A 17734-nucleotide genomic window follows, 5' to 3' on the forward strand; every position below is an offset into this window, starting at 1 on the left:
ATTATTAATAGCGACAACCGGACCGCGCAAGCTGGACATTTGTATCAATCGTCGCACCCGCCCCCGCTCCCCCCGGCCGAGCCTCTCGCTTTCACCCGATCCCTCAGCGCAGGCCCATCCGGTCCATTTTCTTGAGCAGCCCGACCCGTGACAGGCCCAGTTCGCGGGCGGCATGGGTATGATTGTGGCCGGTCCGCTCCAGCGCTTCGGTAATGCGCAGGCGTTCGAGCGCGGCGATTTCAGCCTCCAGCGACAGCGGAGGCATCGCGGCAGGCGGCGCCATCGCCGCCGTGATGGCCTCTCCGGTGGCGAAGGCAAGGTCCTGCGCCGCGATGGCGATTCCCGCCGCGCCGCGCGGGGCCAATGCTGCCGCGCACTCGACCGCGGCGCGCAGTTCGCGCACGTTGCCGGGCCAGGGGCGCGTCGCCAGCCAGGTCAGGGCATCGGGCGTGAACCGCGCCTCGCCTTGCGCCGCGCGGCGCAGGAACAGGCTGGCGAGCAGGGGCACGTCTCCGGGCCGTTCATCCAGCGCCGGCGTGCGCAGCACGACCCCGCGCAGGCGGTAATAGAGGTCCTCGCGGAAGCTGCCGTCGGCGACGGCGGCCTGAAGGTCGCGGTGGGTGGCGGCGACCACACGCACGTCGGCCTTGCGCATCGCGCGCGCGCCGACCGGCTGATAGGTGCCATCGGCCAGGAAACGCAGCAGCTTCACTTGCATGGCAGCGGGCATCTCGCCGATCTCGTCGAGGAACAGGGTGCCGCCCGAGGCGGTCTCGACAAGGCCGGGGCGGTCGGCATGGGCGCCGGTGAAGCTGCCCTTGAGGTGGCCGAACAGTTCGCTTTCGAGGAGGTCCGCGGGCACCGCGCCGCAGTGGATCGGTACCAGCGGCCGGGCGGCGCGCGGCGATGCCTGGTGGAGCGCGCGGGCGACCAGTTCCTTGCCGGTGCCGCTCGGCCCCAGCACCATGACCGGCAGCGGGGTGGGCGCCACGCGGCGGACTAGATCGCGCAGGGCGGTCATCGCCGGGGAACTGCCGGCCAGCCCCATGTCCTCGCTGCCGACCGACTGCGCCTTGAGCTGCGCCACCTCGCGAGCGAGCCGCGCCCGCTCCACCGCACGCGCGACAACGACTTGCAGCATGTCGGGATCGACCGGCTTGGCGAGAAAGTCCCATGCGCCCGCCTCGATGGCCTTTAATGCCAGCGCGTGGTCGGCATGGCCGGTCATCACCACCACCGGGGCCGGGGCAAAGGCGGGGATCAGCGCCAGCCCCGCTTCGGGGGCGTGGTGCGGCGGCATGGCGAGGTCGAGCAGCACGACATCGGCGGGCGAGCGGGCAAAGGCGGCGCGGGCGGCATCGCCGTCGCCCACGGTCTCGACGTCATGGCCCAGGCTGCGCAGCCACCGGGCGGTAAGGCGCTGGAACGCGGGTTCGTCGTCGGCAAGCAGGATCATGTCGGGTTTCCGAAAGTGAGGCGCAGGCAGGTGGACCAGCCGGGCCGCGCGGCGAGCGTGACGGTGCCGCCATGCGCCTCCATCACGCGCCGGACGATGGCGAGGCCGAGCCCGGTGCCGCCGGGGCGGCGCGAGACGAAGGGGCGGAACAGGCTGTCGGCGATCTCGGCGGGAATGCCGGGGCCATCGTCGCAGATGTCGATCGTGGCGGGCGGGCCGGGCGCGGCGATCAGGGCGACCGTGCTGCCGAGCGCCCGCGCATTGTCGACGAGGTTCGCCAGCGCCCGGTCGAGCGCCATCGGGTCGGCGGTGACGGTCATGCCTGCGGGCACCTGTGCCTCGATCCCGAAACGCCCTGCCAGCATCGTCACGTCGAGCGGGCGGGGGCTGAGGGTCCAGGCCCGGGCATAGTCGAGGATGTCGGTGATAAGGTGGTTCATGCGCGCCACCTGTTCGGCGATCTCGCCGCGGACATCGGCGGGGGCGCCGGTCGCGGCCATGGCGACGATGCCCAGCGGATTGCGCAGGTCATGCGCGACGGTGGCCGCCAGCGCGCCGATTTCGGCAAGGCGGGCCTCGCGTTCCTCGGCAACGAGGCGCTGCGCGGCGGTCAGGCGGCGGGCGGCTTCCCCGACCAGCGCGGCGAGGCGCTCGGCGATGTGGCGGGTGGCAAGGGGGGCGTCGTCCCACCCGGACAGCGTCACCGTCTCGCCTGCCAGCACGAGGTGGGGGCCGTCTTCCGGCAGGCCGAGGCGGGTGCGCAGCAGGGTGTTGGCCCGTGCCGCAAGACTTGCCGTGTCAGCCGGCTCGGCCAGTTGGTCGCGCCATGTGGCAATATCGGTTTCGCTGACTTGGCCGCCGGGAAAGACCAGCCTGTCGACCCATCGCTTCATCGGCGTCAGCACCGCCATGCCCAGCAGCAGCGTGGCGGCGAGCGCGGTCCAGGTCGCCAGGAATCCGGCGGGGCGCCCGGCCAGCGCCAGCGGTAGCGCGGCGATCAGCGCGCTGGCCATGCCGGCGCCGGCCAGCAGCAGCACCCACACGAGCGCGCGGCGCGCCCAGAGGTCGACGGCCATGAAACGGTGGCGCACGATGCCGTAGACCAGCGCCACCGAATAGAGCGGCAGCAGCAGCACCGGGAAGGGATAGATCGCTATCCCCAGCGCCGGAAACGCGAAGCCGGTGAGGGCGACAAGGCCGAGGCCGCTCGCCACGAAAACGGCGCGGGCCTGCTCGCTCTGGCGCCGGATCTCGCCGCTGCCCCGGCGTTGCCCGAGCCAGGTCCGGAGCAGGCGCAGGTGCCCGGCGAGGGAGAGCAGGCCTGCCGCGCCGAGGACGCCCCAGCCGCAGGGCGAGGGCACGAAAAAGCCCGGAAAACCCCGCCATGGCACGACCGCGCCGACGCCGAACACCAGTCCCACCGTCGCCGCGAAGAGCGCCGCGGCATAAGCGGCGATAGCGACCGGGCGTTCGCTGGCACAGCGGGCATAGGCAAATACCAGATGGACAAAAGCTGCGGCGGGGAGCGGGGAGAGCGCGACACACACGGTGCTGAACGTCCCCGAGGCAGGGCCGAGCAGCGCCGGTGCGGCCTGCGCGATGCTCCAGAGGGCAACACCGCAAAGGAACACCACCAGCAGCCGTCCACCCGGCAGCATCCGCGCGCGCAGCGCCACGAAGACAGCCAGCAGCAGGCTGGCGAGCGCGGTCAGCGCGAGCGCGCCGACATAGGCAAGGATGCCGAGTGCTGTATCCATCGTTAACACCATACCACGGCTTCCTGTTTACATCGTTTACATTTCGCTCTGCTCCGCGGCCCCGCTTTTCGGCGAATTTGCGGCCATGCTCATTAGGCACAGCAATTGGCGGGCCAATTGGCACGGGCGTTGCAATTCACCTTTTGCGCCTGCCGATCCCCGGCGGGCCGACGAAGGGAACCCACGCCATGCTGGCTCCGATCTCCGCCTTGCTCCTCACTTATGCCCTGACCGCGCTGGTCGCCACGCTCGCCGCCGTCGTCCTGTGGCGGCCGCTGTCGATCCTGCTGGCCGAACTGTGCGGCACCGAGGAGCGCTCGCGCTTCTGGACGGTCTGGTCGATGGTGATGATGGTCGCCACGCCGATGCTGTTCGTGTCGATGAGCAGTGTTGCCGTCCGCCCGGCCGATCTCATTCGCGGCACGATGACGAGCGCGCTGATGGGCGTCTTGCTGGCGCTGGTGGGCATGGGCCTTGCGGTCTGGACCCGCAGCCCGCGCCGCGACGCGTGAGGGCGGCGGCGATGCATGTCCTGATCGTCGGGGCTGGCGGCTTCATCGGCCGCCACGTCGCCGGCCGCTTGCTGGCCGCCGGTGCGCGCGTGACCTTAGCCGCGCGCGCACCGGAGCGGCTGCGGCGGTCCTTTCCCATGGCGCGGACGCTGGCCTGCGACCTCGCCCATGACCGGGCGGCGGACTGGGCGCCGCGCCTTGCCGGCATCGACGCGGTGGTGAACTGCGCCGGGATCATCGGCAACCGCGTCGACTATGCGGGGGTTCACGACCGGGGCGCGCGGGCACTGTTCGATGCCTGCCTGGCGGCGGGGGTGGGAAGGGTGATCCAGATCTCCTCGCTCGGCGCCGACGAGAGCGGGGTGACCGCCTATCACCGCAGCAAGAAGCGGGCGGACGATCACCTCATGGCCCTCGACCCGGCGGGCGAGCGGATGGGCTGGGCGGTGCTGCGGCCCTCGCTGGTGATGGGGCGCGGCGGGGCCAGCACGGCGCTGTTCACGGCGCTGGCGGCGCTGCCGCTCCTGCCCCGGCTCGGTTCCGGGCGCTGGCAGGTGCAGCCGATCCATATCGACGATCTGGCACGGGCGGTCCTGCGGCTGCTGGAGCGGCCCGGGCCGCTGGCCTGCGCGCTCGATGCGGTGGGGCCGCAGGCGGTCAGCACCGATGAGCTGACCGAAGCGCTGCGCGGCTGGCTGGGGCTGGCGCAGGGGCGGGCGCCCAAGCTCTCCTTGCCGAAACCGCTGCTGGCGCTGGTCGCCCGGCTCGGCATCGGTCCGGCCACGCGGGAGAGCCTGACGATGCTGGCGGCGGGCAACACCGCGCCGTCCGCGCCGTTTGTCGCCGCGCTGGGCTTTTGCCCGATGACGCTGGGCGAGGCGCTCGCCCGGTACCCGGCCTGCGCGGCGGACCTCACCGAAGCCCGCCTGCGCGCGCTGGCGCCGGTGCTGGCGGGATTGCTGGCGCTGGTGTGGCTGGGCGGCGGGATCGTCTCGCTGGCCCTTGCGCCGACCGCCACGGTTGCCCCGTGGCTCGGCCGGGTCGGCCTGGCCGGACCCGGGGCGACGGCGGCGCTCTGGGCCGGATCGCTGGCGGACATCGCCGTGGGCCTCGGCCTGATCCTGCGCCGCCGCGGCGCGCCGCTGGCAGGGGTGGTGCTGATGGCAGTCTATACCGCGATCCTGACCGCCGCCGCTCCCGAACTCTGGGCCGATCCGTTCGGCCCGCTGGTCAAGAACCTGGCCGTTCTCGGCCTTTCGCTGGCCCTGTTTGCGATGGAGGGGCGCCGTGGCTGACTATTTCCTGCTCAAGACGATCCATATCCTCAGTTCCACGCTGCTGCTGGGCACCGGGCTCGGCACGGCGTTTCACGGCTGGATGGCGAACCGCAGCGCCAGCCTCGCGGCGCGGCGGGTGGTGAACCGCAATGTCGTGCTGGCGGACTGGCTGTTCACCGCGCCTGCGGTCATCGTCCAGCCGGTGACCGGGGTGTGGCTGGCGCGGCTTGCGGGCTTTCCCCTGAGCAGCGGCTGGCTGGTCGCGGCCATGCTGCTTTATGCGGTGGTGGGGGCCTGCTGGCTGCCGGTCGTGTGGATCCAGATCGCGATGCGCCGGATCGCCGACGACACGCCCGAGGGCGCGTCCTTGCCGCCGCGTTATCACCGCCTGGCGCGCTGGTGGTTTGCGCTCGGCTGGCCCGCATTTCTGGGCGTGATCGTGATCTTCTGGCTGATGACCGCCAAGCCGGAGATCGCGTTGTGACCCGCGCGCGCTTGCGGGCGGCGCGGGCGGGCGCTACCAAGGCGCCTGCCGAAGCGTGCTCATGCACGTTGCGGCATGATCGCGCCGGTGCCCCGAAAGGGGCTTAATAGGGAATATGGTGGGAGGGGATTTCCCCTCGAATCCGTGGCTGTCCCTGCAACTGTAAGCGGCGAGCGCGATGCATATCGCGGCGGGGCAAGGATCTCGCCGCAGCCACTGGGCCGGACGCTAAATCCTGCGAGGCCCGGGAAGGCCGTGCATCAAGCGATGACCCGCGAGCCAGGAGACCTGCCGGCGCATGGTCGCTCTTGCCTTGGTCCAGGGGATGGCCGCGGCACGGAAACTCCGTCTGAGCGACGCATGTGCGGCGGGGGCCGCACCGGCATTCGTGCCGGGCGTCAGGTGGCGTCCGTCCGGCACGGCGATGCCGGCCGCAGGCGCGGCAGGCTCCCCGTCCGGTTTCGCTGGCGCCGACGGGGTTTTTATGGGTTTCCTTTCCTTCACCTTGCGCCGCCGCATCACGGTGCTGTTCGCGGCGCTGATCGCCGCCAATGTCCTGGCCTGGGTCTGGGCCTTTGCCGCCTTCCACGGCAATACGCTGATGCTGGGCACGGCGCTGCTGGCCTGGAGCCTGGGCCTGCGCCACGCGGTCGACGCCGACCACATCGCCGCGATCGACAACGTGACGCGCAAGCTCATGCAGGACGGCCAGCGCCCGCTGACGGTGGGCCTGTGGTTCGCGGTCGGCCATTCCGCGATCGTCCTCGTCGCGGCGACGACGATCGCGATTGCCGCCAGCACCCTGTCCGACTTCGAGGCGATCGGCGAGGCGGGCGGGGTGATCGCCACGGCCATCTCCGCCACCTTCCTGTTCACGATCGCGATCATGAACCTGGCGATCCTGCGCGGGGTCTGGATGCGGTTCCGGCAGGCGCGGCGCGGCGAGATGCCGAATGAGGACGATCTCGACATCCTGTTGGCCGGGCGCGGGCTGATCGCGCGGATCCTGCGCCCGCTGTTCCGGCTGGTGCGATCGAGCTGGCACATGGCGCCGCTCGGTTTCCTGTTCGGGCTGGGGTTCGACACCGCCACCGAAGTCGCCATCCTCGGGCTGTCCGGGGCCCATGCGGCGGACGGCATCGCGCTCGGCACGCTGCTGGTCCTGCCGGTGCTCTTCGCGGTGGGCATGGCGCTGATCGACACCGCCGACGGCGTCATCATGCTGGGCGCCTACGAGTGGGCTTTCGTGAAGCCGATCCGCAAGCTCTACTACAACATCACGATCACGGCGATCTCGGCGCTGGTCGCGCTGGTGATCGGCGCGGTCCAGACCGCCGGGCTGTTCGCCGAGAAACTGGCGCTCGAGGGCCAGCCCTGGGACGGCGCCCGGGCGCTGTCGGAGCGCTTCAACATGCTCGGCTTCCTGATCATCGGCCTGTTCGTGGCCTGCTGGGCAGTGAGCTATGCGATCTACCGCTGGCGCCGCTTCGACGAGATCGAACTGGGGTAGGCGCGTCTATCCGGCGGCTCCTCCCCTTGGCGCTCAAGGCTCGCCGATGTGGACCGCGAGCCAGATCGTGGGGCTGGCGGTGCGGGTGACGAGATGCGGCATGCCGGCGGGGATCATCAGGTGTTCGCCGGCTGCCAGTGTGCGGCGACAGGTGCCGTTCAGCAGCAGTTCGGCCGCGCCTTCGAGCACCAGCACCCATTCGTCCCAGTCCTGCACATAGGGCTGGTCGGGCGGGGTGGTCTGGCCATGCGAGACGATCCGCTCGATCCTCACGCCCGGCGCGCGCAGCAGGTCCTCGAAGCGTTCCTGCGCCTCGTCCCCCGGCGCGACGGCCAGGAGATTGCGCGGGGCCTGCGGCGGACTGTCGCTTGCCACGGCGCGACTAGGCCGCCGGTTGCGGGATCGGCTGGATGACCGGCTGCGAGATCATCTGCACGGGGGCCGGAACGGGAGCGGGTGCCGGTTCCGCTGCCGGTTCCGGCACCGCGGGTTGCACCGGCTGGCCCGCCTGTTCCTGGCCTGCCGGATCCTGCGCCGTCTTGCCGCCGGCGGTGGGCATGCGCGGGCCGTAGACCGGCACGACATCGGGCAGGGTGCGGCCATGCAGCGCCTCGATCTCGGCCTTGCGCTGGCGCAGGTAGAGTTCGCGATAGGCCGCGTAGGGGCGGTCTTCCTTGCGGATCTTGTTGATCTCGTCGTCGAAGGCGGCGCGCTCACCCAGCTGGTTGAGCACGATCATCGGCAACGCCACTTCCGGCTTGGTGAAGGGCTTGCCGAGCAGGGCCGGGGAGGCAAGGTTGTCCACCGAATCGCCGATCAGGTCGCGCAGCGTCGTCGGGCCGATGATCGGCAGGTACATGTAGGGCCCGGGGCCGACACCGTAATAGCCCAGCACGTTGGCGAGGCCATTGGGACGATAGGGCAGGTGGAAGGGCTTGCGCTTGGCCACGTCCATGACGCCGCCGACGCCCAGCGTGGTGTTGATCGCGAAGCGTCCCACGGTCTCCATCGCCTTGCCGGGCTTGAGTTCGAGCAGGAAGGCCACAAAGACCACCGGCTCGCCCAGGTTGGTGAAGAAGTTGCGCAGGCCCTGGCGGATCGGGCGCGGCAGGCCCTTGTTATAGGCCTTGGCGACGGGTTCGACCACCGCGCTGTCGACCGCCTGCACCGCCTTGAACGACTGTTCGTTGATGCGCTCCAGCGGGTCGCCCGGCGGCGGCGGCTTGCGGCGGGTGACGAGAATGTCGTCGCCGATCGTCTCGTTGTCGGCGCCCTGCTCGCTGGCCGGCTCACCGGCCTGCTGTTCGGCAGCCGCGGCCGCGGGATCGATCAGGGGCACCGGGGATGCCGCAAAGGCGGGCAGGGGGACGCTGACCGGTCCGCCCGTGACCTGCCCGCCTGCGGCCGGTGCGCCTGCGACGGGCTGGGCGGCGGGGGCGGCATCGGTCTGGGGAAGGTCGCCCCCTTCAGGAAGCGCGGAACCCATCATCAATACGACAGCGGCGGCCGTCAGACTCATTCGATCGTCCTTGTCGGGTGGCCGCCGGATGCGGGGCCAGCCTTGCAGAGTAGAGCATGCTCCCGGCGCGGTCTCGACGGGGAATCGAGGGGGCGGATCGCGCGGGGGGGCGGCAATTACGTGAGCGGCCTTGCCGGGGGGCGCCGCAGGTCGGGCGGCAATGTTCGATTGCCATTGGACATGCGGCTATGCGCGATTGCCGCTTTCGTCAATCCAGTGCCAGATCTGTCGAGGATCCTTTCGATGAATGGGGCGATGGAACGGTTTTTGGACGCTATTGCCTGTCGATATTGGGGCCGGTGAGGGCGCCCGCAACCCCATCAACGCCAGAAAGGCCTTGCGGTTGCGACTTCGTCGTAGTCGCTGGCGGCCGCACGCAGCAGGCGGGCCTGCTCGGCCTTTTCGGCATCGGCGGTCGGAATCCGGCGCGGCGCAAGGCCCAGCCGGGCACGGACCGCCGGCGCGGTGACCCGGTCGTTGAGCGTGCCGAGCCGCTCCTGCAGCCTTTCCACGCGGGCGACAAAGCGCCTGGCGCGGCGGCCTTCGCGTTCCTGCGGATAGAGCGCGGCAAAGAAGTCGGCCGCATAGCGCAGCTTCTTGGCGGCCTTGCGGACGTCATGGCGGGCTTCGTCGCCGAGCGCCGCCAGATGGCGGCCGCGCTTGCGCAGGACCTTGCGGCGACGGGTCAGCACCGCGGCGGCAAAGGCGCCGAGGGACGGCTCGCCCAACGCGGTATCGGGGGCCGCCTCGGGGGCTGCATCGGGAGCGGCGCGGCGCCAGCGGCCGACCGCGATCCATTCGGCAAGGTCGAGCATCAGCATGCGGCACCGCTTGGAGCGCAGCGCCGCCGCCGCTTCGCCCGCAGCCTTGCGTCTGGCGGCGCAGAGCGGGGCGATGGCCTCCGGATCGTCGTCGTTCGCGAGCAGCACGTCGATCTCGCGCATGGCGCCCAGCTTTCCGGCCAGCCATTGCAGCTCGCGCTGGAAGCGGGCCACCGTGCGCGGCTCCTGCACCACCGGACGGTAGAGCGAGAGCGCCGAGCGCAGCCGCCGGATCGCGACGCGGGCCTGATGCAGCGCATGGGCGTCGCCATGGTCGAGCAGCGCGGGCAGGTTGCGGTGAAAGTGGCCGAGACAGTGGCCGACGATCAGCGCGAGCGAATCCGCCACGCTCATCTGCGGGGTCAGGCGGACCCGCCCCGCCTTGGGCGCGGGCGCCGCCGGCCCCAGCAGGCGATAGCCGCGCTCGGCCTTGCTGAGCACGCAGATCCTTGCGGGAACCCGGGCCTCGATCTCGCGGGCCAGGGCAAAAAGCGCGTCAAGCTGCGCGCCCTTGCGCTCCAGTTCCACCTCGCAGAGCGGCGCCAGACGTTCGCCCGCGACGATCCGTCCCTCATCGAGCGCGATCTCGATGCCGTCCCGGTTCCACACCCGCCGCTCGTTCTCGACCACAAAGACCGGCGCCAGCAGCGCGGTGCGGTGGCCGAGCAGGGCGGTCACCGGATTGTCCTCGTCGAGCACCGGCTGGTTGCCGGCGATCTCGCGCTCCCATTCGCTGCGCACGAGCATGCCGGCGGCACTGCCATCCGCCTTGATCGTCTGCTTGTGGCGCCGCCCGCTGCGCCGCACCCGCAGCGACAGGCCCGCGCGGGCCAGCGCATGGTCCGGCGTGTCGAAATAGGTCGATTCCTGGGAAACCAGCCGGGGCGCACCGCCCAGCAGCCCGCAGTCGGCCAGCAGGTCGGCATCGTAGGGCGAGAGTTCGAGCTTGAGCTCTTCTTCCAGTGCGCTGGTGTCCGCCATGGTTTCCCCGTCTTGCGTTCAGCCTGCCGCGCGGATGCGGGCCTGCCCGTTGGTCTGGTCGCCTTTCCCCGCCGCGCCGGGCGCGAGGGCACGGTAGATCCGTGCCACGCTCCGTCCGGCGGCATCCCAGGAATAGACGGCGCTGTTCCGGCGGGCCGCTGCGCCCATGGCCCGGCGCACGTCCGGGGCGGCGGCCAGCGCCGCGAGGCGGCCGGCATAGGCCGCCAGGTCCCGGGGCGGGCAGAGGTAGCCGGCGGGAGCCTGCCGCTGCTGGCCGGGACCGAGCAACATGCGGGCGCTGGGCGCATCGGCGCTGACCACCGGCACGCCCGAGGCCATCGCTTCGAGAATGACGTTGCCGAAGGCCTCGGTGGTGCTGGGGCAGAGCATGGCATCGGCGCTGGCGACAGCCCGGGCCAGCGCGTCACCGGCGAGATGGCCGGTCATCACCGTGCCGGGCAGCGCGGCGAAGGCATCGGCCGCCGGTCCCGCGCCGACTACCAGCGCGCGGGCGGGAACGTCCTTCTGCAAGGCGCGCATCGCGGCGGTGAACGTGGCGATGCCCTTTTCGAGCACCAGCCGGCCGAAGAACAGCACGACAAAGTCCTCGTCGCGCAGGCCTTGCGCCCGCCGCCATGCCATGTCGCGGCGGGAGGGGTGGAACAGGCTGCGGTCGATCCCCCGGCTCCAGACGCTGACGTGATCGTCGCCGCGCAGCCGCGTGAACTGCTCGGCAAGGGCGGGGGTGGGGGCCAGCACGTGATCGCTGCGGCGGTAGAACCGGTCGAGATGCGCGCAGATCAGCGGGCGCAGCCAGCCCAGCCGGTAATAGTCGAGGTAGGTTTCGAAACGGGTGTGCATGCTGGCAACGACGGGGATGCCGCGGCGCAGGGCATAAGTCTGGGCGCGGGTGCCGAGAATGTCGGGGGCGGATACGTGGACGATGTCAGGCCGGAACTGCTCCAGATCGCGGCGGACGCTGCGCGGCAGGCCGAGTGCCAGCCGGAACTCACGGCGCCGCGGCAGCGCGACCGAGGGGACCGGGACCAGCGTGCTGGTCGGCTCGAAGGCGGGGGTCCGGGTGACCGGGGAATAGGCGCGGACCTCGCAGCCTTCGTGCGTTTCGAGATGGGCGGCCAGCCTGTTGAGCGCCTGGTTGGCGCCGTCGCGAACGTAATTGTAGTTTCCGGAGAAAATGGCGATCCGCATGAGTCAGACCTGCCGGAAGTTGAGAACGGCGTTGAGCAGGAACACGGCCAGCCCGGCAATGACCGAAACGAGGGTACGGGCAATCAGGTAATGCATCGGCGTGAAGCAGAGCAGCGCGGCAAAAAGCGCCATGGTGAGGAGCAGCCCGATGCCCGAATTGGCCAGGAACAACCAGTATCCGGCATGTATTCCGCGGGCGCTTCCGGGAAATATCCACGCACGCCCAATGACATAGTGCAGCGAGTTGGAGACCAGGAAACTGACGCCGGCAGCGCCCACCGCGCCCACCGCGAGCCGCTCCACCAGCAGCCACAGGATGCCCAGGCCGACCAGGAACACGCCGATGCTGACGGCCGTGTTGCGGGCCAGCATCGCGGCGACCCGGCGCGACAGCAGGCGGCCGGCGAGCGCAGGGCCGCCGGCAGGCTGCAGGGGGGCGCCGGCAGGCTGCAGTGGGGCGCCTTCGGGCTGCGCCAGCGGCTTGCTCATCGCTCCACCGCCGTTCCCGGCGCAATGGGGCCAGCGGCCGTTTGCGCATCGGCGGCATCCGGCCAGTCGGTCCGTCGGCGCTGGAACGGGTTGAGGAACAGGACCGGCAGTTTCAGGAACAGCAGCTCGGAATGGATGAAGGTGTCGGTCCAGCGCTCGCGGCGGCGATAGGGGCGCGAGCGACGCCGTTCCAGCCAGCCCTCGTAGGGCGCCCAGTGGCTTGGCTCGTCCTCGCGGATCACGCGGAAGATCCGCATCATTACGGGATCGCTGCGCACGAAACGGTTGGCCAGCAGGGCCTCGACCTGGCGGTAGCCGCGCTGCTCGGTCAGCGAGATCACCCGGCACAACCGCTCGAACAGGTCGTCGCGGTCGATCACGGCCTGGGTATCGAGCCGGTCGATGGTCCGGCCGAAGACGAGTTCGACGAAGCGGTCGATGTGGCCGAAACGGCGGCCGAGCGCGAGCGGCATGACCCCGCGCCGTTCGAACCACCTTCGGAACATCACGTAGTGCTTGCGTTCGTCCCGGCGGTGCTGCTCGATGGCGCGGATCAGTTCCAGATCGCCGGGGGAGCGGGCGCGCACCGCCTGCAGCACCCGGTCGATCGCGGTGTAGCCGCGATGTTCGTTGTAGAGGTAGATCGATCCCAGCACATCGAGATAACGCTGCCTGATCCCGCTCGCCATGCCTGCCTCCACCCAAAGCGTTCTGAACGCGCTTCCTCAGGCGGAAATCATGAACCCAAACGCGCGGGAGGGGAAGGGGCGCGCCTTTCGCCCGTCATCGCGGCCCGTCATCACTGTGGCGCGGCGCGCCCGGACTGCCCGAGGCGCCGATGCCAGCCGATCGCCGCCTGCCCGGCAATCGTGCGCAGGTCCCGCAAGGCGCTGCCCTGTTCGGCCAGGCGGAAGCGGCGCGGCAGGCGGCCGACATCGTGGAGGGCGATCTCCGCCTCGACGCTGGCCAGCCCGGCGCGGCGGCGGGCGGCCTCGATCTCGGCGACCGGCCCTTGCGCCTCCACGGCGTCGAAGTAGGCACGGTTGGCGGCGATGCCCTCCGCGATCCGGACCTTGAGCGAGGCGCCGAAGTCCGGCCAGAGCAGGAACACCGCCAGCAGCGCGGCGAGGCTGCCGATCACGTTGTCGACGATCCGCGCACCGGCAATGCCCGCGCCGGGCTGGAGCATCTCGGTGACGATCACGAAGAGCATCGTCAGGAACACCACGAAGGCGGTGTAGTTGACCGAACGCAGCGCGATCGCGTCGCAGGCGAGCGCCAGGGCCAGCAGCGAAAGCGCCAGCGGGCCGTGGAACACCAGCAGCAGCGCCATCGCGATCAGCCCGCCGAGCAGGCTGCCGAGAATGCGTTCCAGGCAGCGCGTCCAGGTCACCCGCGCGCCGCCCTGCAGCACGACCACGACCGCCATCGCCGCCCAGTAGGGATAGCCGAGGTGGAGCACGATGGCGGCGTAATAGACTGCGATCAGCCCGGCCGACTGGCGCAGCGCCTGGCGCAGCGCGGGCGGCGCGAAGCCCTTTGCGGGCGTGGTGGGGGCCGGGTCGGGAGGCGGGGCAGGCGCAGGGGCCGGGGCAGGGTCGGGGGCAGGGGCGGGGGCAGGGGCGGGGGCTGTCAGGCTTTCCAGCGCCCTGGCAAAAGCCAGCGTGCAGCCGGCAAACAGGCTTTCCCCCAGGCGCGGCCGCAGCCGGTCCAGTCGCGCCGCCGCCCAGCGCAGCGGGCGCGGTCCGTGGTGCCCGCGGGTTAGCGACAGGCGCCAGGCCAGCAGGGTGGTGCGGCAGGCGCGGGCGGTGGCGAGCCGTTCGTCGACCGGGCCGATCCGGTCGATGTAGGCCTGGTCGAGCGCGATCAGCGCTGCGAACAGGGTTTCGGCGGCACGGCAGGCTCGGGCGTAGGGGCCGGTCGCCGCGGGATCGCCGGCATAACGCTCCAGCATCGCCCGCAGGCGTTCGATCGCCATGCGCACGGTGCGGCGGTGTTCGGCATGTTCGCTGTGCCAGCGGTCGTCCCGGTGCCGCCCCTCGCCCAGTACCACGAGGCTGTCCGCCATGTCCTGCAACCGTACCACGACCGCCTCGCTGGCGCGGGCGAGCGGCAGCAGCGGGTCGATCCGCCAGAGGTGGTTGATGAGCAGGTAGGCCCAGGCCGCGCCGCCCAGGAAGGCCGCCGCCTGCACGCTCGCCAGGGCCAGCGGCTGGCGGAAGCCCACCGCGACCACCGCGACGACGGCCAGCAGCGTGCCCAGCAGGCCGCCATAGGCGATGCGCGAAGACCACAGGACGGCGGCGAAGACAAACAGCGGCCCGACGATCATGCCCGCGAAGGGTGCGGCAGCGGCGATCCACGAGCCGGTCAGCGCGATCAGCGCGCCGCAGACCACAAAGGTGCCCAGCAGGCGCCGCCGCAGGCGGTCCGGCCCGGGGGCGTCGCACAGGCAGGTCCAGAAGGCGGCAAATACCGCCCAGCCCATGCCGGGGTGGCCGGTGCCGACCGCAAGGGCCAGCGGCAGCGCCACCGCGAGCGCCGCGCGCAGTCCCTCGGCATGGCTGAACTGCTCCGGCACCAGTCCGAACGAGCGCAGTTCCAGCCGCCGCGCCGCCCAGCGCACCAGGGTGCGTGCCTGGGACGGCTGGGCGCGCGGGCGGGCGATGGCAGCGGGGCGGGACGGGGCGGAAGCAGGGGCGGCTGGATCGGTCATGACGGTTGCCCGACCCTGACGCCTGCCGCCCCGCGCATCAACCCGATTTCGCAGCGGCAAGGATCGTCCTGGTTCGAAGAGCCCGAAGAGCCCGAAGGGTCCGAAGGCAAGCTGTGCATGAGGTCCTACCAATTTATCTTGCTTCGCCGTTTAGACTATCAGATAGAGCGAATCACGCCGTTTGTTTGGTAAAAATGGTAGGACCAATTGAGCCGATTGCATGTCCTTGATGAAAGGAGCGCCGCATGAGCGCCTTGCCCGACCGGCTTGAGGCGATGATCGCGGCCCGCGCGCTCATGCCGGGGGACCGGCTGCCTGCCGAACGCACGCTGGCGGCGCAGCTCGGGGTGTCGCGCTCGGCCTTGCGCGAGGCGATCAAGCACCTTGCCTCGCGCGGGCGGGTGGTCAGCCGCCAGGGCGGCGGCACTTACATCGCGGCGGCGCAGGAGGGCGAGCCGCTGCGCGACGCGCTGCTGGAACTGGCGCCGCTGGCCCGGGACGAGGCCGGCTACTGGCGCGACGTCCTGGAAATCCGCAAGTCGCTGGAGGCCGATGCCGCCGCCTTTGCCGCGCGCCGCGCCGACGAGGCGGACCGCGCGCGGATCGCGGCGGCCTGCGATGTACTGTCCCGCGCGCTGCAGTCGGAGCGGGGCGATCATGCGGCGGCAGAGGCCCCGCTGGGGCTCGCCAGGCTCGACGCCGCCTTTCACATGGCCATCGCCCGCGCGGCGCACAATGCCGTGCTCCATCAGGTCATGATCGGCCTTCAGGGGCTGCTCGAAACCAGCATTTCCGACAGTCTGGCGCGGCTCTACCGGTTGCCCGGCGTGCCCGGCCAGCTCGATCTCCAGCACCGCCGGATCATGGACGCGGTGCTGGGCGCGGACGCCGAGGCGGCGCGCGCCGCCGCCATTGCCCACCTCTGCTACGTCGAGGACCGGCTGGACGACATCGAGAGCGATGCCGCCCGCCAGCAGCGCTCGGCGCAGGCACTACGACACATCAGGAACACCGAGGACGCCCCGTCATGATCATCTCCTCCACCACCGACTACCGCGAGGCGGCCCGCCGCCACCTGCCGCCGTTCCTGTTCCACTACATCGACGGCGGCGCCTATGCGGAGCAGACGATGCGCCGCAACATGGCGGACCTGCAGGATCTGGCGCTTCGGCAGCGGGTGCTGAAGGGGGTGGGGCAGGTGGACCTGTCCACCCGCGTGCTTGGCGAGGACTTCGCGCTGCCGGTGGCGCTGGCGCCGGTCGGCCTCACCGGCATGTATGCGCGGCGCGGCGAGGTGCAGGCGGCCCGCGCGGCGGCCTCGCGCGGGGTTCCCTTCACGATGTCCTCGGTCTCGGTCTGCCCGATCGAGGAAGTGCAGCCGGCGATCGACCGGCCGATGTGGTTCCAGCTCTACGTGCTCAAGGACCGCGGCTTCATGCAGAACGCGCTCGACCGGGCCTGGGCGGCGGGCGTGCGCACGCTGGTCTTCACGGTCGACATGCCGGTGCCCGGCGCGCGCTACCGCGACCGCCATTCGGGCATGTCCGGGCCCAACGCGGCGCTGCGGCGGATGCTGCAGGCGGTGACCCATCCCGGCTGGGCCTGGGACGTGGGCTTGATGGGGCGTCCGCACGATCTCGGCAATGTCTCGGCCTATCTTGGCAAGGCAATCACGCTGGAGGACTATGTCGGCTGGCTCGGCGCCAATTTCGACCCGTCGATCGGCTGGCGCGATCTCGAGTGGATCCGCGAGAGCTGGAAGGGGGCGATGGTGCTCAAGGGCATTCTCGATGCCGATGACGCCCGCGATGCGGTGCGTTTCGGCGCCGACGGCATCGTCGTTTCCAACCATGGCGGCCGCCAGCTCGACGGCGTGCTGTCGAGCGCGCTGGCACTGCCGGTGATTGCCGATGCGGTGAAGGGCGAGCTTACGCTCATGGCCGATTCCGGCATCCGCTCCGGCCTCGACGTGGTGCGCATGCTGGCGCTGGGCGCCGATGCGGTCATGCTGGGCCGCGCCTTTGTCTATGCGCTGGCGGCGGGCGGCGAGTTGGGGGGCGAGGCGGGGGTCGCCAACCTGCTCGACCTTGTCGCCAGCGAGATGCGGGTGGCGATGACGCTGACCGGCGCGCGCGCGATCGGCGAAATCTCGCGCGACAGCCTGGTCAGCTCGGGGCTGGTCTCGCCCTGATCCGCCTGCCGGGCGGGGCGCCGCGATGCAGCCCCGGGAGTCCCGAGAGCCCCGGCAGCGTTTGGCATTTGCATTGCCGGCGGCACGCGGTCATGGGCAGGAGCGATCATGAACGAGCCTATCCTCTACAGCTTCCGGCGCTGCCCTTACGCCATGCGGGCGCGGCTGGCGCTGCTGGTCTCAAGCATGCGCTGCCAGCTGCGCGAAGTGCGCCTCTCCGCCAAGCCGGAGGCCATGCTCACGGCCTCGCCCAAGGGCACCGTGCCGGTGCTGGTCCTGCCGGACGGCACGGTTGCCGAGCAGAGCCTCGACATCATGCACCTGGCGCTGGCGCGCCGCGATCCGGAAGGCTGGCTGGCGCGCGAGGATGCCGCGCTGATCGCGGTCAACGACGGCGCGTTCAAGCACGACCTCGACCGCTACAAGTATCCCGAGCGGCACGATGCCGACCCGGCGCGGCACCGCGCGCGCGGGCTGGAGATCCTTGGCGAACTGGACGCCCGGCTGGCGCGGGCGCCATTCCTGGGCGGGGCCTCGCGCGGGTTCACCGATGCCGCCATCGTCCCGTTCGTCCGGCAATTCGCCGCGGTCGACCGGGCGTGGTTTGCCGGGCTGGAACTGGCGCACCTGCGCCCGTGGCTGGAGGCCTATCTGGCATCACCGCTGTTTGCCGCCGTCATGGCGCCGATCAAGCCGTGGTCGCCCGAGGCGGATCCGGTGTACTTTCCGGCATGATCGGCGGGCCGGCATGATCGGCGGCGGCCTGAGGGCAGGCCGTCCCGGCATATCCCGTCCCGGCAATCAAGCAGACC

The 17734-nt window shown here is 71.0% G+C and carries 16 protein-coding genes and 1 riboswitch; of the genes, 7 read left to right on the plus strand and 9 right to left on the minus strand.

Going from position 1 to position 17734, the window contains the following annotated elements; genetic code table 11:
• Positions 1 to 103: 103 nt before the first annotated feature.
• Positions 104 to 1456: a sigma-54-dependent transcriptional regulator gene (locus DM450_RS18635; RefSeq protein WP_142638136.1), complete on the minus strand. Its 1353-nt coding sequence runs from the start codon at positions 1454 to 1456 to the stop codon at positions 104 to 106.
• Positions 1453 to 3213, minus strand: a complete 1761-nt coding sequence (locus DM450_RS18640; RefSeq protein ID WP_260610547.1) for a sensor histidine kinase — start codon at positions 3211 to 3213, stop codon at positions 1453 to 1455. Before DM450_RS18640 ends, DM450_RS18635 begins: the two co-directional genes overlap by 4 nt.
• A gap of 188 nt (positions 3214 to 3401) precedes the next feature.
• On the opposite strand from DM450_RS18640, the gene DM450_RS18645 reads away from it, so the two are divergent.
• The 4 genes from DM450_RS18645 (at position 3402) to DM450_RS18660 (ending at position 6996) form a co-directional block, all read left to right on the plus strand.
• Entirely contained in the window at positions 3402 to 3725 is a 324-nt protein-coding gene (locus DM450_RS18645) for a hypothetical protein (RefSeq protein WP_142638140.1), read from the plus strand.
• An 11-nt stretch (positions 3726 to 3736) separates the two neighbouring features.
• Entirely contained in the window at positions 3737 to 5020 is a 1284-nt protein-coding gene (locus DM450_RS18650) for an SDR family oxidoreductase (RefSeq protein WP_142638142.1), read from the plus strand.
• Positions 5013 to 5486 (plus strand): DUF2269 family protein, encoded by a 474-nt coding sequence (locus DM450_RS18655; protein ID WP_142638144.1) that lies wholly within the window; start codon positions 5013 to 5015, stop codon positions 5484 to 5486. Before DM450_RS18650 ends, DM450_RS18655 begins: the two co-directional genes overlap by 8 nt.
• A gap of 68 nt (positions 5487 to 5554) precedes the next feature.
• Positions 5555 to 5797, plus strand: a riboswitch (cobalamin riboswitch).
• A gap of 173 nt (positions 5798 to 5970) precedes the next feature.
• Entirely contained in the window at positions 5971 to 6996 is a 1026-nt protein-coding gene (locus tag DM450_RS18660; RefSeq protein WP_242526517.1) for a HoxN/HupN/NixA family nickel/cobalt transporter, read from the plus strand.
• Between the two features lie 33 nt (positions 6997 to 7029).
• Here the strand turns inward: DM450_RS18660 and DM450_RS18665 are convergent, their stop codons facing one another.
• The 7 genes from DM450_RS18665 to DM450_RS18695 form a co-directional block, all read right to left on the minus strand.
• Positions 7030 to 7371 (minus strand): cupin domain-containing protein, encoded by a 342-nt coding sequence (locus DM450_RS18665; RefSeq protein ID WP_142638146.1) that lies wholly within the window; start codon positions 7369 to 7371, stop codon positions 7030 to 7032.
• 7 nt (positions 7372 to 7378) lie between these two features.
• Positions 7379 to 8515 carry a VacJ family lipoprotein gene (locus tag DM450_RS18670; RefSeq protein ID WP_142638148.1) on the minus strand — a complete coding sequence of 379 codons (1137 nt, stop codon included), beginning with the start codon at positions 8513 to 8515 and terminating at the stop codon, positions 7379 to 7381.
• Positions 8516 to 8835: 320 nt separating this feature from the next.
• On the minus strand, positions 8836 to 10317 hold the full coding sequence (locus tag DM450_RS18675) for a CHAD domain-containing protein (protein ID WP_142638150.1): 1482 nt from the start codon (positions 10315 to 10317) through the stop codon (positions 8836 to 8838).
• Positions 10318 to 10335: 18 nt separating this feature from the next.
• Entirely contained in the window at positions 10336 to 11526 is a 1191-nt protein-coding gene (locus DM450_RS18680) for a glycosyltransferase family 1 protein (RefSeq protein WP_142638152.1), read from the minus strand.
• Positions 11527 to 11529: 3 nt separating this feature from the next.
• Positions 11530 to 12015 (minus strand): GtrA family protein, encoded by a 486-nt coding sequence (locus tag DM450_RS18685; RefSeq protein ID WP_142638154.1) that lies wholly within the window; start codon positions 12013 to 12015, stop codon positions 11530 to 11532.
• Positions 12012 to 12704, minus strand: coding sequence for a ferritin-like domain-containing protein (locus DM450_RS18690; protein WP_142638156.1), 693 nt, complete (start codon positions 12702 to 12704; stop codon positions 12012 to 12014). Before DM450_RS18690 ends, DM450_RS18685 begins: the two co-directional genes overlap by 4 nt.
• Before the next feature lie 110 nt (positions 12705 to 12814).
• Complete coding sequence (locus tag DM450_RS18695; RefSeq protein ID WP_142638158.1) at positions 12815 to 14731, minus strand: FUSC family protein; 1917 nt, start codon at positions 14729 to 14731, stop codon at positions 12815 to 12817.
• Between the two features lie 245 nt (positions 14732 to 14976).
• On the opposite strand from DM450_RS18695, the gene DM450_RS18700 reads away from it, so the two are divergent.
• The 3 genes from DM450_RS18700 to DM450_RS18710 all read left to right on the plus strand — a co-directional run bounded on the left by DM450_RS18700 (position 14977) and on the right by DM450_RS18710 (position 17657).
• Positions 14977 to 15762, plus strand: a complete 786-nt coding sequence (locus DM450_RS18700; RefSeq protein ID WP_142638160.1) for an FCD domain-containing protein — start codon at positions 14977 to 14979, stop codon at positions 15760 to 15762.
• The gene (gene lldD, locus DM450_RS18705; RefSeq protein WP_142638162.1) at positions 15759 to 16922 is read left to right on the plus strand and encodes an FMN-dependent L-lactate dehydrogenase LldD; all 1164 of its coding nucleotides are present in this window, start codon (positions 15759 to 15761) and stop codon (positions 16920 to 16922) included. Before DM450_RS18700 ends, lldD begins: the two co-directional genes overlap by 4 nt.
• Before the next feature lie 108 nt (positions 16923 to 17030).
• On the plus strand, positions 17031 to 17657 hold the full coding sequence (locus tag DM450_RS18710; protein ID WP_142638164.1) for a glutathione S-transferase: 627 nt from the start codon (positions 17031 to 17033) through the stop codon (positions 17655 to 17657).
• The last annotated feature ends 77 nt before the right edge of the window (positions 17658 to 17734 follow it).

This window comes from Sphingomonas sp. IC081, from assembly GCF_006874585.1.
Taxonomy (GTDB): domain Bacteria; phylum Pseudomonadota; class Alphaproteobacteria; order Sphingomonadales; family Sphingomonadaceae; genus Novosphingobium.